Source organism: Paraburkholderia saeva, from assembly GCF_907164555.1.
In the GTDB taxonomy this organism is placed as follows: domain Bacteria; phylum Pseudomonadota; class Gammaproteobacteria; order Burkholderiales; family Burkholderiaceae; genus Paraburkholderia; species Paraburkholderia saeva.
The window spans coordinates 180,152-194,083 of sequence record NZ_CAJQZC010000007.1; the positions used below are offsets into that span (position 1 = coordinate 180,152).

Below are 13,932 nucleotides of genomic sequence, written 5' to 3' on the forward strand. Positions count from 1 at the left end.
AATCGAAACTTTAGCTCAATCGATCCCGCCCGCTCCCGGTCTTCTTCCTGCCTGTCTGGCGCTTGTTGCGCCCCGGCGTTCCCCCATCCGGCCCCGAAAACTAGAGCTGGATCTCGACGGTTCCGCCGTCCTTCACGATGCCCTGGATCACCTGGCCACCGGCGGTCTTGACCCGCACCGGCTGGCCGGGCGCGGCGTTGTTCATCACACTGCCTTCCGCCGAAATCGCAAAACCCTGACCTTGCGCGACCACCTTCACCGTCTGGCCGATCGTCACCGATGACGCGCTCTTCAGCATGTCCACGCGCAGTGGCAGTCCGGCGGCCACGCGCATCGTGGTGGCCGAGCCGACGGCCTGTGACGGATCGGTCACGATCGCCTGCGGCAGCATCGTCAGATCGCCGTCACGCGCGACGAGGTCGGCGGCGGTGAGCGTCTCGCCGGGATTCATCGCGCGCGAGGCCACGTAGTAGGTGGCGTGCACGGTAATGCGTGCCTGCATGTACATCGTCCACGGACGTTCACCCGCACAGCGCACGCCGACGGTCGTGCGGCCCCAGAGGCGCGTGCCCGTCGGCATGAACGGTTCGAGCGTCGTACAGGCGGCGAGTCCGCGCGGGAACACTTGCGCCACCGTGATCTCGACCTTGCCCGGCAGACCGACGACCTGCTGCTGCAGGAACGCGAGCGCGGCGCGGCGGACGGCTTCGCCGTCCTGCTGGCCGGCGGGAACGGGCGGTGCGGGTTGTACGGGTTGTACGGGTTGTACGGGTTGCGCGGCCTGGACGGGTTGAACCGTCTGCAACGCGGCCGCCTGCACCTTCGGTTGCGAAGTGGGTGCGCTGCGCGCCGCTGCGTAAGCGTTCACGGCGCGCGCGGCGTTGGCGGCGCTGGCGCCGAGCTGGGGCGGCTCGCCGCGTGAGGCGAGCGTATCGAAGCCTGATGCGGCATTGCCCACGGGCGGGTTCACAGTAACGGGCTGTGCCGGCGCAGTGGTGCGCACGACGGGCTGTGAAGGTGCGACGACAACCGGCATCACCGTACGCATGCTGACGCGCATCACGCCCTGGGCGGGCGCAGCGGCGGGTGCTTCACCGGCGCCAGGAATGACGATCGCACCGTCCGCGCGTGCGGCATTGGCGAAGCGGTCGACGTTGTTGCGGTCGTTCGACGAAGCGGGACCTGTCGGCGCCGATGTTGCGCCAAACGGTGCGCGCTGCACGACTGTCGTGGGTGCCGGCGTGTTCAGGCGCTCGGTCATTGCGGCGAGCGCGGCCGGATTCGTCTCGGCGGGGCCCGCAATGGCGATGGGGCCACCGGCGTCTTCCGCGAAAGCGTGCAGGGGCAGCATCGCGCCACTCGCCCCGGCTGCGAGCGCGAGCCATGCCACGAGCGTCCGCGCGGCGCCCGCGCCCGCGCCGGCACGACGCGCGGTGTGCGGGAGAACGGAAGCGGACAGGGACATGGTGTTTCTCCATCGAAATGCACTGGTACGAATCGCATTCTAGAGAGCGCCCCTCTCAGGCAAACGTTGAATAGAGGCCCCCTTCCCCGGTTATTCGTCCGATTGCCGCTTGCGCACGGCCCCTAAGATGCACCACATGCAAAAAGGCCTTCATGGTCGCCATTCTTCGTTCGCTGCGCCTCGTGCGAAGCGCACATCGGCCGATCAGGAAGCCCCGGACCGTCATGGGGAAAGATCAATGCTGGACAAACTCGATGCCGAATTCGCTTTTGGCCGTCAGGCGCTCGATGTGCGCGCCTACCGTCAGGAGCTGCTGTCTTCCAATATCGCCAACGCCGACACGCCCGGCTACAAGGCGCGCGATGTCGACTTCGCGTCGTCGCTGGCGGGTGCGCTGAAGAAGACCGGCGCCGTTCAGGGCGCGTCGAACAGTTCGACGCTCGCCATGACGCAACCCGCCGGCGTGACGAGCGGCATGTCGATGGTCTCGACGGCGCCGGGACACCTGCCGGGCAAGCAGAGCCTGCAGGCAACCGGCGGCCCGACCGACGACTTCGGCACAGTCGCGTACCGCAATCCGACGCAACCGTCGCTCGATGGCAATACCGTCGATCTCGACGCGGAGCGCGTGCACTTCGCCGACAACTCGCTGCACTTCGAGTCGGGCATGACGGTGTTGTCGCAACAGATCAAGACCATGCTCTCGGCGATCACGTCGGGCTCGTAAGCAGGGCACGCAGGAACATCACGCTTTACCGCATCTGATTTGAGCACCGCCAGAAACCACACGCTACGGGATTAATAGCCGGACACCGGCAAGAGAGGTCGAGAAGCCATGCCTTCCCTGATGAATATTTTCAATGTCGCCGGTTCGGCGATGTCCGCGCAGTCGCAGCGGCTCAACGTTACGGCGTCGAACCTGGCGAATGCGGACAGTACGACGGGGCCCGACGGCCAGCCGTACAAGGCCAAGCAGGTCGTGTTCGGCGTCAGCCCGATCGCGGGCGGCGCGCGCACGCGCTCCGGCCAGCAGATCGGCGGCGTCCAGGTGACGGGTGTCGTCGATGACCCGACGCCGATGAAAACGTCGTATGACCCGGGCAATCCGGCCGCGAACGCCGACGGTTACGTCACGTTGCCGAACGTGGACCCGGTGCAGGAAATGGTCAACATGATTTCGGCCTCGCGCTCGTATCAGGCCAACGTTGAAACACTGAATACCGCGAAACAGCTGATGCTGAAAACGCTAACGATCGGAACCTGAGGAGCCTTTCCTTGACCACCAACACCACCATTGGCAACAACGGCGCGACCGTCTCGCAGACGTTGCTCGACACGATGAACGGCACGAGCAGTTCGTCGTCCTCGTCGTCTTCGAGCGCGACGAACGGCACCGACCTGCAGAACACGTTCCTGCAACTGCTCATCGCGCAGATGAAGAACCAGGACCCGACGAACCCGATGGACAGCTCGCAGATGACGTCGCAGCTCGCCCAGATCAACACGGTCACGGGTATCAGCCAGCTGAACACGTCGCTTACGTCGCTCTCGACGCAACTGACGGCCGGCCAGCAGACGCAGGCCGCGAACCTTATCGGTTCGACGGTGCTCGCTCCGGGCAACACGTTCCAGGTTGCGAGCGCCAAGGCGACCGGCTTCGGCGTCACGCTTGCGAACGATGCGTCCGATCTGCAGATCACGATCAAGAACGCGGCGGGCACGATCGTCAACACGCTTGATCTCGGCAAGCAGTCGGCGGGCACGGTGCCGGTGGGCTGGACGCCGGTAGACACAGCAGGCAACCCGCTGCCGGACGGCACCTACACGATCACCGCGAGCGGCACAGTTGGCGGCAAGGCTGCGACGGCAACGACGCTGTCCGCCGGCGTTGTTCAGGGCGTGGTCAAGCAACCGGACGGCACGGCAGGTCTCGTGCTGTCGACGGGCAGCACGGTCGGTTTGACGTCCATCGCCGCTGTCATCTAACTGCATCCAGATACTTCAGATACGGAGAATGTCATGGGTTATCAACAAGGCTTGAGCGGTCTGGCTGGCGCGTCGAGCGACCTCGATGTGATCGGCAACAATATCGCCAACGCGAATACCGTGGGCTTCAAACAGGGTTCGGCGCAGTTCGCCGACATGTACGCCAATTCGGTGGCCACCGCAGTGAACACGCAGATCGGTATCGGTTCGCGCCTCGCTTCGGTGCAGCAACAGTTTTCGCAAGGCACGATCACCACGACGAACCAGGCGCTCGACGTCGCGATCAACGGCAACGGCTTCTTCCAGATGTCGAACAATGGCTCGCTGACGTATTCACGTAACGGCGTGTTCCAGCTCGACAAGAACGGCTTCATCATCAACGCCGATGGCCTGCAACTGATGGGGTATGCCGCGAACGCAAACGGCATCATCAACTCGGCAAACACGGTGCCGCTGAAGGTGCCGACCGCGAACATTCCGCCGACCCAGACGACGACGATCACGGCCGGTCTGAACCTGAACGCGCAGGACAACCTGGTTCTTGGTACGCCGGGCGTGGCGATAACCTCCGCCGGGCTCACAAGCGGTGGCGCGACGATTACCAACGGCGCCGCGGGCACCAACGCCAACCCTTATACGATCACGTTTGGTGCCGGGGGTACTTACACCGTTAGCGACGGGAGTTCGGGCACCTACACCGCCGGAACACCGATCAAACTCGGCAACGGCGAAACGGTGACGCTTAACGGCACCGCTGCGGCCGGGGACACGGTTACCGTATCGCCGACTCCCGTGACGTTCAACCAGAACGACAACACGACCTACAGCTACTCGACTTCGGTGCCCGTGTACGACTCGCTCGGCGGCTCGCAGCAGGTCAACATGTACTTCGTGAAGACGGCCGCCGGTTCGTGGGACGTGTACGCGGGCGTCTCGACCGGTACGGCTTCGAAGATCGGCACAGCGCAGTTCGACAGCTCGGGCAATCTGCAAAGCACCCTGACGCCGGCGCTGCCGGGGCCTCCGGCTGTGCCAGCTGCTCCGACCGCAGTGGCAGGGGCGTTCAACTTCACGATTCCGACCACGGACGGTTCAGCCACGCCTCAAAGCATGACGCTGAACATCAACGGCACGACGCAGTTCGGCAGCAAGGACGGCACGAACGCGCTCGATCAGAACGGTTTCGCGGCAGGCACGCTGACGAACTTCACGATCGGCACGGATGGCACGCTCACGGGTAACTATTCGAACGGTCAGACGGCCGCCCTCGGCCAGATCGTGCTCGCGAACTTCGCGAACCAGAACGGTCTCGTCGATCTCGGCAACAACCAGTACGAAGCAACCGCCGCTTCGGGCGTCGCGCAGATCTCGGTGCCGGGCAGCACGAACCACGGCACGCTGCAGGGCGGCGCGGTGGAAAACTCGAACGTCGATCTGACGAGCGAACTGGTGAACCTGATCACGGCGCAACGCAATTACCAGGCGAACGCGCAGACGATCAAGACCCAGCAGGCCGTCGATAACACGTTGATCAACCTGTAAGCGCAGCACGCACCGACACCATCATGGACCGGCTCATATACACCGCGATGTCGGGCGCCACGCAGGCGCTCGAACAGCAGGCACTGGTCGCGAACAACCTCGCGAACACGTCGACAACGGGTTTTCGCGCGCAGCTCGCGACCTTCCGGGCCGTGCCGATGGCGTTCGGCGACGGCAGCACCATCAACAACGATACGACGCGCACTTTCGTGCTGTCGTCGACGCCGGGCGCGGATTACACGCCCGGCCCGATCCAGCAGACCGGCAACCCGCTCGACGTCGCCATTCAGGGCCCGGGCTGGCTGTCGGTGCTGACGCCCGACGGCAACGAAGCGTATACGCGCGCAGGCAACCTGCACGTCGACCAGAACGGTCAGATCGTGACCGCGAACAACCTGCCGGTGGTCGGCAATGGCGGCCCGCTGTCGGTGCCGCCGGATTCGGAAGTAACGATCGGCAAGGACGGCACGATCTCCGCGCTGACGCCGGGCGATCCGCCGACGTCGATTGCGATCATCGACCAGCTGAAGCTCGTGAACCCGGCGCCGGGCACGATGACGCGCGGCGACGACGGCCTCTTTCGCACCAGCGACGGCAACCCTGCCGACGCCGATCCGAACGTAGTGGTCACGGCAGGCGCGCTGGAAGGCAGCAACGTGAACCCGGTGGCGGCGATGGTCTCGATGATCACCAACGCGCGTCAGTTCCAGATGCAGACGAAGATGATCGAGTCCGCCGACCAGAACGAACAGTCGGCCAACAAGCTGCTCGACTTCAGCTAATACGGACTGCAGGCACGCCTGCACTCAGGAGAAGAAACACTGTGAACCGCTCACTCTATATCGCTGCAACCGGCATGAATGCGCAGCAGGCGCAGATGGACACGATCTCGAACAACCTCGCGAACGTGAGCACCAATGGCTTCAAGGGCTCGCGCGCCGTGTTCGAAGATCTGCTGTACCAGACCACCCGCCAGCCGGGCGCGAACTCCACACAGCAGACCGAACTGCCGTCGGGCCTTCAGGTCGGCACGGGCGTGCAGCAGGTCGCAACCGAGCGTCTCTACACGCAGGGCAACCTGCAGCAGACCGGCAACTCGAAAGACGTCGCGATCAACGGCGCGGGTTTCTTCCAGGTGCTGATGCCGGACGGCTCGAATGCGTACACGCGTGACGGCTCGTTCCAGACGAATGCGCAGGGTCAGCTCGTGACGTCGAGCGGCTATCAGGTCATTCCGGCCATCACGATTCCGCAGAACGCCACGTCGCTCACCATTGGCAGCGATGGTGTGGTGTCGATCACGCAGGCGGGTTCGAGCACGAGCACGCAGATCGGCTCGATGCAGATCGCCACGTTCATCAACCCGACCGGTCTCGACGCGAAGGGTGAAAACCTGTTTGCGGAAACCTCCTCATCGGGCGCGCCGATCGTCTCGCAACCGGGCCTGAACGGCGCGGGCGCGCTCAATCAGGGTTACGTGGAAGCGTCAAACGTGAACGTCGTGCAGGAACTGGTCAACATGATCCAGACCCAGCGCGCGTACGAAATCAACAGCAAGGCCGTGACGACCTCCGACCAGATGCTGCAAACCCTGAGCCAGATGCCGGTCTGACCGGTCGGTAAATGACAGGGTTAACAGAGACGGTAATCACGATGTCGCACTTCACACGTATCCCGGCAATCACGCGCGGCGCGCGCAGAGCCCTGCTGCTCGCGTTCGCCGGCACGTTTGCGGCCGCCCTTGGCGGCTGCGGACTCGTGCCGACGCAGCCGATCATCCAGCAGCCGATGACGGCCGTTCCGCCCCTGCCGCCCGTGCAGCAGACGCCCGGCTCGATTTTCAATCCGGGTTACGCGGGCCGGCCGCTCTTTGAAGACCAGCGGCCGCGCAATGTCGGCGACATCCTGACCATCGTGATCGCAGAAAACATCAACGCGACGAAGTCGTCGGCTGCGAACGCGAGCCGCGACGGCACGACGAAGTTCGGCGTGCCGACAGCCGGCTTTCTCGGCGGCTTTTTCGGCAAGCTGAACATCGACGCAAGCGGCGACAACACGTTCAAGGGTGCGGGCGGCGCGAATGCGTCGAACACGTTCAATGGCACGATCACCGTAACGGTGACGAGCGTGCTGCCGAACGGCAACCTGAACGTGAGCGGCGAAAAGCAGATGCTGATCAACCAGGGTAACGAGTTCGTGCGCTTTTCGGGTGTCGTCAATCCGAACACGATCTCCGGCCTGAACGCCGTGTACTCGACCCAGGTCGCCGACGCCAAGATCGAATACTCCGCGAAGGGCTATATCAACGAGGCCCAGAACATGGGCTGGCTGCAACGCTTCTTCCTTAACCTCGCGCCGTGGTGATCATGAGCTCCGCACTTTTTCGCCGCGCGGGCTCAACGCGCACCTCACGCCTCGGCCACGCCTGCCGTGCGCTCGCGCTCTTCGCGCTGGCGTGCGCGGCGCTGCCGCTCAGCACGCCCGTCGCGCATGCCGAGCGTCTGAAGGACCTCGTGTCGATCCAGGGCGTCCGCGACAACCCGCTGATCGGCTACGGCCTTGTCGTCGGTCTAGACGGCACAGGCGACCAGACGACGCAAACGCCGTTCACGACGCAGACGCTCGCGAACATGCTCGCAAACCTCGGCATCGCGATCAACAACCAGTCGGCGGGCCAGAATACGGGCGGCTCGTCGTCGTTGACCAGCATGCAGTTGAAGAACGTCGCCGCCGTCATGGTGACGGCCACGCTGCCGCCGTTCGCACGCCCCGGCGAAGCGCTCGACGTCACCGTGTCGTCGCTCGGTAACGCGAAAAGCCTGCGCGGCGGCACGCTCCTCCTCACGCCGCTGAAGGGCGCGGACGGTCAGGTGTACGCACTCGCGCAGGGCAACATGGCCGTGGGCGGTGCGGGCGCGAGCGCCAACGGCAGCAAGGTTCAGGTCAACCAGCTTGCGGCGGGCCGCATCACGGGCGGCGCGATCGTCGAACGTGCGGTGCAGACCACGATTTCGCAGTCGGGCACGATGCAGCTCGAACTGAACGACATGGACTACGACACGACGCAGCGCATCACGTCGGCAGTCAACAACGCGTTTGGTTTCGGCACGGCGGTGGCACTCGACGGCCGCACGATCCAGTTGCGTGCGCCGGCCGATCCGGCGCAGCAGGTGTCGTTCATGGCGCAGTTGCAGAACCTCGATGTGAAGCCGGCGCAGGCCGCGGCGAAGGTGATCCTGAACGCGCGCACCGGCTCGATCGTGATGAACCAGATGGTGACGCTGCAGAACTGCGCGGTCGCGCACGGCAATCTTTCGGTGATCGTCAATACGCAGCCGGTGGTGAGCCAGCCGGGCGCATTCTCGAACGGACAGACGGTGGTCGCCCAGCAGTCGCAGATCCAGCTCAAGCAGGACAACGGCGCAATCAAGTATGTGAGCGCAGGCGCGAACCTCGCCGAAGTCGTCAAGGCGCTCAACGCCCTCGGTGCCACGCCCGCGGATCTGATGTCGATCCTGCAGGCCATGAAGGCCGCCGGCTCGTTGCGCGCCGACCTCGAAATCATCTAGGGAACAGCGATGAATTCAGATCCCACCAGCGCAGCAAACGACCTGTCACAGCGGTTTGCGCTCGACGTACAGGGTTTCGACGCACTGCGCGCGCAGGCAAAGAACTCGCCGCAGGAAGCGATGAAGTCGGCGGCGAAGCAGTTCGACGCCGTGTTCACGCAGATGATGCTGAAAAGCATGCGTGACGCGACGCCTTCAGACGGTCCGTTCGATTCGCACGACTCGGCCACGTTCACGTCGATGATGGACCAGCAGCTTTCGCAGCAGTTGTCGAACAAGGGCATCGGCGTGGCAGACGCGATGTTGAAGCAGCTCATGCGCAATTCCGGCATGCAGACAGGCGACGCGAATGCGGGCAACAACGCCGCGCTCAACGCGCTCGCGAAGGCATACGCGAATCCGGCGAACAACGGCGCGCTGCAATCTGGCCGCGGTTATTCGGCAAACAGCGCCCTGACGCCGCCGGTGAAGGGTGACGGCAGCTCGCCGAAAGTCGACGCATTCGTCGACCGGCTCGCCGCACCGGCGCAGGCCGCGAGCGAGGCGACCGGCATTCCGGCGCGCTTCATCATCGGCCAGGCCGCGCTCGAATCGGGCTGGGGCAAGAACGAGATCAAGAAGGTGGACGGCTCGACCAGCCACAACGTCTTCGGCATCAAGGCGACGAAGGACTGGGCCGGCAAGACGGTGTCGACGGTGACGACGGAATACGTAAACGGCAAGCCGCAACGCGTCGTCGAGAAATTCCGCGCGTACGATTCGTACGCCGAGGCGATGACCGATTACGCGAGCATGCTGAAGTCGAATCCGCGTTACGCGCAGGTGCTCAACACCTCGCGCGACGTGAACGGTTTCGCGACCGGCATGCAGCGCGCCGGCTACGCGACGGACCCACATTACGCGAAAAAACTGATCTCGATCATGCAGAAGATGGGTTGAAAAAGGGCGTAGGGCCGAGCGATGGCGCGCGGCTTCCTGGTGCGCAGTGCCAGCGCCTCGGGCCGCCGCGAATTAAACGGTTGCCGGGAAAAATTAGCGGGAGCGCCCTAAACTTTGGGTTCGCGCTGCCGCTAATTAGTTACACCCGATACCGGAAAGGAACGAAAGCATTCCGGTTGAACGCGCGTTGACAGGCGACGGACGACGGCTCGCTTCAAAGGCCGCCCTCCCGCCCGGTAGACCGCCCGCAACAAAGGCATACTGGCAAGAACATGGATACCAACCAGTCGAACGGCGACAAGAATCAGGCGGAAGACCCCGGAAGCGGTAACGATTTCGGCCGCCGCAATCCGCTGGAAATCGGCGTCCAGCTTCGTAACCTCGTCACCCGTGGCGACTTTCTGACCGTGCAGTACAAGGGCGGCCAGCTCGTCACGAAGATCCTCGATGTCGACGTGCGCGCCCGCACGTTCACGTTCGACTGGGGTGGTCTTCCCGAGCAGAACGAGGGTCTGCTGGCCGCGCCGCGCGGCCGCTTTCACGCGTCGCCGGATGGCGTGCGCGTCGAGTTCTCAACCGCCACGCCGCGAGAAACCGAGTTCGAAGGCCGTCCGGCCTTCGTGTCCGAATTCCCCGAAGTGTTGTTCTACGTGCAGCGCCGCGAATATTTCCGCGTCGACGCGCCCGTGCTCAATCCGTACGTCTGCAAAGGCCATCTCGAGGATGGCAGCCCGTTCCGCTTTGAAGTGCACGACCTGTCGCTGGGCGGTGTCGGCATGCGCACGAACGACGAGCGCGTCGCAAAACTGCCGATGGGCGCGGTATTCAACGACTGCGAGCTGGTTCTCGGCGCGCTCGGCACGCTGTACCTCGATCTCGAACTCGTTTCGCATCGCGCGCTGACGCGGCCGAACGGCGCCGCCGGCTATCAACTCGGTTTCCGGTTTGTCACGTTGCCGGGCAACGCCGAAAACACGCTGCAACGGCTTATCACGCAGCTGGAAATGAAGCGCCGCTCGCTGGTGCGCGCCTGAGCCTTGCGGCGCCGGCCTGCGGCATCTGAATCACCCGCGCAGCACCCGCGAAAATCGCTTCGCGCAACGCAATTGGCCCTCAATGTTTTCGCGCGTGGGCCGATATACATGATGTTCAGTCAACTCGGCGGCGCATCAGCGTCGCCTCTCAGGATGACGCATGTCCAGTAACCTTTTCAGCATCGGCCTCAGCGGACTCAACGCAGCCCAATGGGGGCTGACGACGACCGGCCAGAACATCAGCAACCAGGCCACGCCCGGCTATTCGATCGAGCGTCCTGTCTACTCGGAAACGAGCGGACAGTACACCGGTTCCGGATATCTGCCGCAAGGCGTGTCGACCACAACCGTCCAGCGTCAGTGGAGCACGTACCTCGCGACCCAGCTGAACACCGCGCAGACGGGCGCCGGTTCCCTGTCTTCTTACTACAGCATGATTTCGCAGTTGAACAACCTGGTCGGCAGCCCGACCTCGGGTATTTCGACGGCGATCACGAGCTACTTCACCGGTCTGCAGAACGTCGCGAACAACGCGTCCGACAACTCGATGCGCCAGAGCGCGATGAGCAACGCGCAGGGGCTTGCCGACCAGATCACCGCCACCGGCGAACAGTACGACCAGTTGCGCCAGAGCGTAAACACGCAGCTCACCGACACCGTCGCGCAGGTCAACACCTACACCGCGCAGATCGCCGCGCTGAACGCGCAGATCGCCGTGCAAAGCACCTCCGGCCAGCCGCCTAACCAGCTGCTCGACCAGCGCGACCTCGCGGTGTCGAACCTGTCGTCGCTTGTCGGCCTGCAGGTCGTACAGAACGGCAGCGGTTACAACGTGTTCATGACCAACGGCCAGCCGCTCGTGATGAGCGACAAGAGCTTCAATCTGGCGACGCAGACTTCGCCCAGCGATCCGACTGAACTGTCGGTGGCGTTCGCGGGTCTCGCCGGTGCCACTTCGCCGCAGCCGACACAGCTCCTGTCGGACTCTTCGAACATCGGCGGCCAGCTTGGCGGGTTGCTCCAGTTCCGCAGCCAGTCGCTCGATCCGGCCGAAGCCCAGCTTGGCGCGATCGCCACGAGCTTTGCCGCGCAGGTGAACGCGCAGAACGCACTCGGTATCGACCTGTCGGGCAGCAAGGGCGGCGCACTGTTCACGGTTGGCGCGCCGACCGTCTACGCCAACGCGAAGAACACCAGCACGGCAACGCTGAGCGCAACATTCGCGAACGCCGCGCAACCGACGACAAGCGACTACACGCTCTCCTTCGACGGCACGAACTACACGCTGACGGATTCCGCGACGGGCAACGTCGTCGGCACGTCGACGAGCCTTGCATCGCCGATCGGCGGCCTGCAGCTTTCGGTTTCCGGCACGATGAACGCGGGCGACAAGTTCACGATCCAGCCGACACGCGGCGCACTCAACAATTTCGCGCTGACGACTTCCGACGGCTCGGCAATCGCGGCTTCGGCGCCGGTGCTGGCTTCGATCGTGTCGACCAACAGTGGCTCCGGCCAGATCACGCAGGGTTCAGTGTCGGCGGGCTACACGCTGCCGAGCTCGACCACGACGCTCACGTACAACTCAGGCACGGGCCAGCTGACCGGCTTCCCGGTGGGGTCGGTCGTCACGATCGGCGGAACGCCGCCTACGACGGTCACGATCGCCACGGCCGGCACGGGCGTGCCGTACAACCCGGCGACGGGCGCGACGCTGACGATCAACGCCGGCACGGGCGCTCCGCCGGCGGGTGGCTGGATGAACGGCGTGACGGTGACCCTGAGCGGCACGCCTTCGAACAACGACACATTCACGATCGCGGCGAACAGCGGTGGCGGCAAGGACGGCCGTAACGCCCAACTGCTGTCCGCGCTGGTGACGGCGAAGCAACTGAACGGCGGCACGGTGACGTTGACGAACGCGTACGCGAACTACGTCAACAACATCGGTAACCAGACGAACGAAGTCGAGGCGCAGAACACGGCGCAGGCCTCGCTCGTTACGCAGATCACGACCGCCCAGCAATCGGTTTCGGGTGTGAACATCAACGAGGAAGCCGCGAACCTGCTGCAGTACCAGCAGGCGTATCAGGCGAACAGCAAGGTGATCCAGACCGCGGACACGCTGTTCCAGACCATCCTCGGCATCTTTAATTGAGGCGTTGAACGGATATGCGCATTTCTACGACCCAGTATTTCGGCATGAACGTCCAGACGATGGACGATCAGCAAAGCCAGTTGACGCAGTTGTATCAGCAACTGTCGACGGGCGTGAGCCTTTCGACGCCGTCGGACAATCCGGTGGGCGCCGCGCAGGCGGTGCAGCTGAGCATGCAGGGCGCGACGCTGTCGCAGTATTCGAGCAACCAGAACACGGCGCTCTCCTCGTTGCAGGCGGAAGATTCGACGCTCGGCACGGTCAACACCATCCTGACGAACATCAATACGCTGCTCGTGCGTGCCGGCGACGGCTCGCTGAACGACGGCGACCGTAGCGCGCTCGCGACGCAACTGCAGGGCCTGCGTGCCCAACTGCTGTCGCAGGCGAACGCCACGGACGGCTCGGGCAATTATCTGTTTGCCGGTTTCCAGACCACGTCGCAGCCGTTCGGCACGAACGCGGCGGGTGCGGTGCAGTACAACGGCGACGGCGGCGTGCAGAACGTGCAGGTGACGGGTACCCGCCAGATCGCATCCGGCGACAACGGCGCGACGGTGTTCCTCGGCGTTTCGCCGACTGGCACGACCTCGATTCCGGCTGGCAACGCGGCCAACACGGGGTCGGGCACGATCGGCGCGGTGAGCACGACGAACGCATCCGATCCGACCAACGCCGACAAGTACACGATCAACTTCACGAGCCCGACCACGTACACGGTGACGGACCTGACGTTGGGTTCGACCACCGGACCGCAGACGTTCACGTCGGGCACGGCGATCACGCTGGGTGGTCAGAGTGTCGCGATTTCGGGCGCGCCGGCAGCGGGCGATGCGTTCTCGGTGACGCCGGCCACGCAGGCAGGCACGGACGTGTTCGCGAACATCGATGCGGCAGTGGTGGCATTGCAGACGCCGGTGACGGGCGCGGCCGCCACGGCGAACCTGAACAACGCGATGGCGACGGCGATGAGCAAGCTCGCGAACACGTTGAACAACGTGATCACGGTGCAGGCATCGGTGGGTGGACGGGAAAACGAAGTGACGGCGTTGCAGACGGTCACGCAGAGCAATAACCTGCAGACGCAGAGCAACCTGGCGGACCTGACGCAGACGAACCTGACGCAGGTGATCAGCAAATACACGATGACGCAGTTCTCGCTGCAGGCGGCGCAGCAGGGCTTTTCGATGATTCAGAAGATGTCGTTGTTTAACTACATCGGGAATTGATTCGGTGGTT

Annotated in this window: 13 protein-coding genes; 12 read left to right on the plus strand and 1 reads right to left on the minus strand. The window is 64.1% G+C overall.

What is annotated here, in order from left to right; all coding sequences use genetic code 11:
• Window positions 1-100 precede the first annotated feature (100 nt).
• Complete coding sequence (gene flgA, locus LPA36_RS19365; protein ID WP_228880124.1) at window positions 101-1,465, minus strand: flagellar basal body P-ring formation chaperone FlgA; 1,365 nt, start codon at window positions 1,463-1,465, stop codon at window positions 101-103.
• Window positions 1,466-1,703: 238 nt separating this feature from the next.
• Here flgA and flgB point away from each other — a divergent pair, with 238 nt between their 5' ends.
• The 12 genes from flgB to flgL all read left to right on the plus strand — a co-directional run bounded on the left by flgB (window position 1,704) and on the right by flgL (window position 13,922).
• On the plus strand, window positions 1,704-2,192 hold the full coding sequence (flgB, locus tag LPA36_RS19370) for a flagellar basal body rod protein FlgB (protein WP_228880125.1): 489 nt from the start codon (window positions 1,704-1,706) through the stop codon (window positions 2,190-2,192).
• Window positions 2,193-2,300: 108 nt separating this feature from the next.
• Window positions 2,301-2,729, plus strand: a complete 429-nt coding sequence (gene flgC / locus LPA36_RS19375; protein ID WP_228880128.1) for a flagellar basal body rod protein FlgC — start codon at window positions 2,301-2,303, stop codon at window positions 2,727-2,729.
• 11 nt (window positions 2,730-2,740) lie between these two features.
• A complete protein-coding gene (locus tag LPA36_RS19380) occupies window positions 2,741-3,451 on the plus strand; it encodes a flagellar hook assembly protein FlgD (RefSeq protein ID WP_228880131.1) in 711 nt (236 codons plus the stop codon).
• A gap of 33 nt (window positions 3,452-3,484) precedes the next feature.
• Window positions 3,485-4,993 (plus strand): flagellar hook protein FlgE, encoded by a 1,509-nt coding sequence (locus LPA36_RS19385; protein ID WP_228880132.1) that lies wholly within the window; start codon window positions 3,485-3,487, stop codon window positions 4,991-4,993.
• A 23-nt stretch (window positions 4,994-5,016) separates the two neighbouring features.
• Complete coding sequence (gene flgF, locus LPA36_RS19390; RefSeq protein ID WP_228880134.1) at window positions 5,017-5,775, plus strand: flagellar basal-body rod protein FlgF; 759 nt, start codon at window positions 5,017-5,019, stop codon at window positions 5,773-5,775.
• 41 nt (window positions 5,776-5,816) lie between these two features.
• Window positions 5,817-6,605 (plus strand): flagellar basal-body rod protein FlgG, encoded by a 789-nt coding sequence (gene flgG / locus LPA36_RS19395; protein ID WP_228880136.1) that lies wholly within the window; start codon window positions 5,817-5,819, stop codon window positions 6,603-6,605.
• A gap of 41 nt (window positions 6,606-6,646) precedes the next feature.
• Window positions 6,647-7,357 carry a flagellar basal body L-ring protein FlgH gene (gene flgH, locus LPA36_RS19400; protein WP_228880137.1) on the plus strand — a complete coding sequence of 237 codons (711 nt, stop codon included), beginning with the start codon at window positions 6,647-6,649 and terminating at the stop codon, window positions 7,355-7,357.
• 2 nt (window positions 7,358-7,359) lie between these two features.
• Window positions 7,360-8,562, plus strand: a complete 1,203-nt coding sequence (locus LPA36_RS19405) for a flagellar basal body P-ring protein FlgI (protein WP_228880139.1) — start codon at window positions 7,360-7,362, stop codon at window positions 8,560-8,562.
• A gap of 9 nt (window positions 8,563-8,571) precedes the next feature.
• Window positions 8,572-9,501, plus strand: coding sequence for a flagellar assembly peptidoglycan hydrolase FlgJ (gene flgJ, locus LPA36_RS19410; RefSeq protein ID WP_228880141.1), 930 nt, complete (start codon window positions 8,572-8,574; stop codon window positions 9,499-9,501).
• Between the two features lie 272 nt (window positions 9,502-9,773).
• Window positions 9,774-10,535 carry a flagellar brake protein gene (locus LPA36_RS19415; protein WP_228880144.1) on the plus strand — a complete coding sequence of 254 codons (762 nt, stop codon included), beginning with the start codon at window positions 9,774-9,776 and terminating at the stop codon, window positions 10,533-10,535.
• A 160-nt stretch (window positions 10,536-10,695) separates the two neighbouring features.
• A complete protein-coding gene (gene flgK, locus LPA36_RS19420) occupies window positions 10,696-12,693 on the plus strand; it encodes a flagellar hook-associated protein FlgK (protein WP_228880154.1) in 1,998 nt (665 codons plus the stop codon).
• A 14-nt stretch (window positions 12,694-12,707) separates the two neighbouring features.
• Window positions 12,708-13,922, plus strand: a complete 1,215-nt coding sequence (gene flgL / locus LPA36_RS19425) for a flagellar hook-associated protein FlgL (protein WP_228880155.1) — start codon at window positions 12,708-12,710, stop codon at window positions 13,920-13,922.
• The last annotated feature ends 10 nt before the right edge of the window (window positions 13,923-13,932 follow it).

Bases quoted from the DNA above. Each gene is read 5' to 3' on its own strand.
- LPA36_RS19385 (WP_228880132.1), top strand. From the start codon at position 3,485: ATGGGTTATCAACAAGGCTTGAGCGGTCTGGCTGGCGCGTCGAGCGAC.
- flgK (WP_228880154.1), top strand. From the start codon at position 10,696: ATGTCCAGTAACCTTTTCAGCATCGGCCTCAGCGGACTCAACGCAGCC.
- flgL (WP_228880155.1), top strand. From the start codon at position 12,708: ATGCGCATTTCTACGACCCAGTATTTCGGCATGAACGTCCAGACGATG.
- LPA36_RS19415 (WP_228880144.1), top strand. From the start codon at position 9,774: ATGGATACCAACCAGTCGAACGGCGACAAGAATCAGGCGGAAGACCCC.
- flgF (WP_228880134.1), top strand. From the start codon at position 5,017: ATGGACCGGCTCATATACACCGCGATGTCGGGCGCCACGCAGGCGCTC.
- flgB (WP_228880125.1), top strand. From the start codon at position 1,704: ATGCTGGACAAACTCGATGCCGAATTCGCTTTTGGCCGTCAGGCGCTC.
- flgA (WP_228880124.1), bottom strand. From the start codon at position 1,465: ATGTCCCTGTCCGCTTCCGTTCTCCCGCACACCGCGCGTCGTGCCGGC.
- LPA36_RS19405 (WP_228880139.1), top strand. From the start codon at position 7,360: ATGAGCTCCGCACTTTTTCGCCGCGCGGGCTCAACGCGCACCTCACGC.
- flgC (WP_228880128.1), top strand. From the start codon at position 2,301: ATGCCTTCCCTGATGAATATTTTCAATGTCGCCGGTTCGGCGATGTCC.
- flgH (WP_228880137.1), top strand. From the start codon at position 6,647: ATGTCGCACTTCACACGTATCCCGGCAATCACGCGCGGCGCGCGCAGA.
- flgJ (WP_228880141.1), top strand. From the start codon at position 8,572: ATGAATTCAGATCCCACCAGCGCAGCAAACGACCTGTCACAGCGGTTT.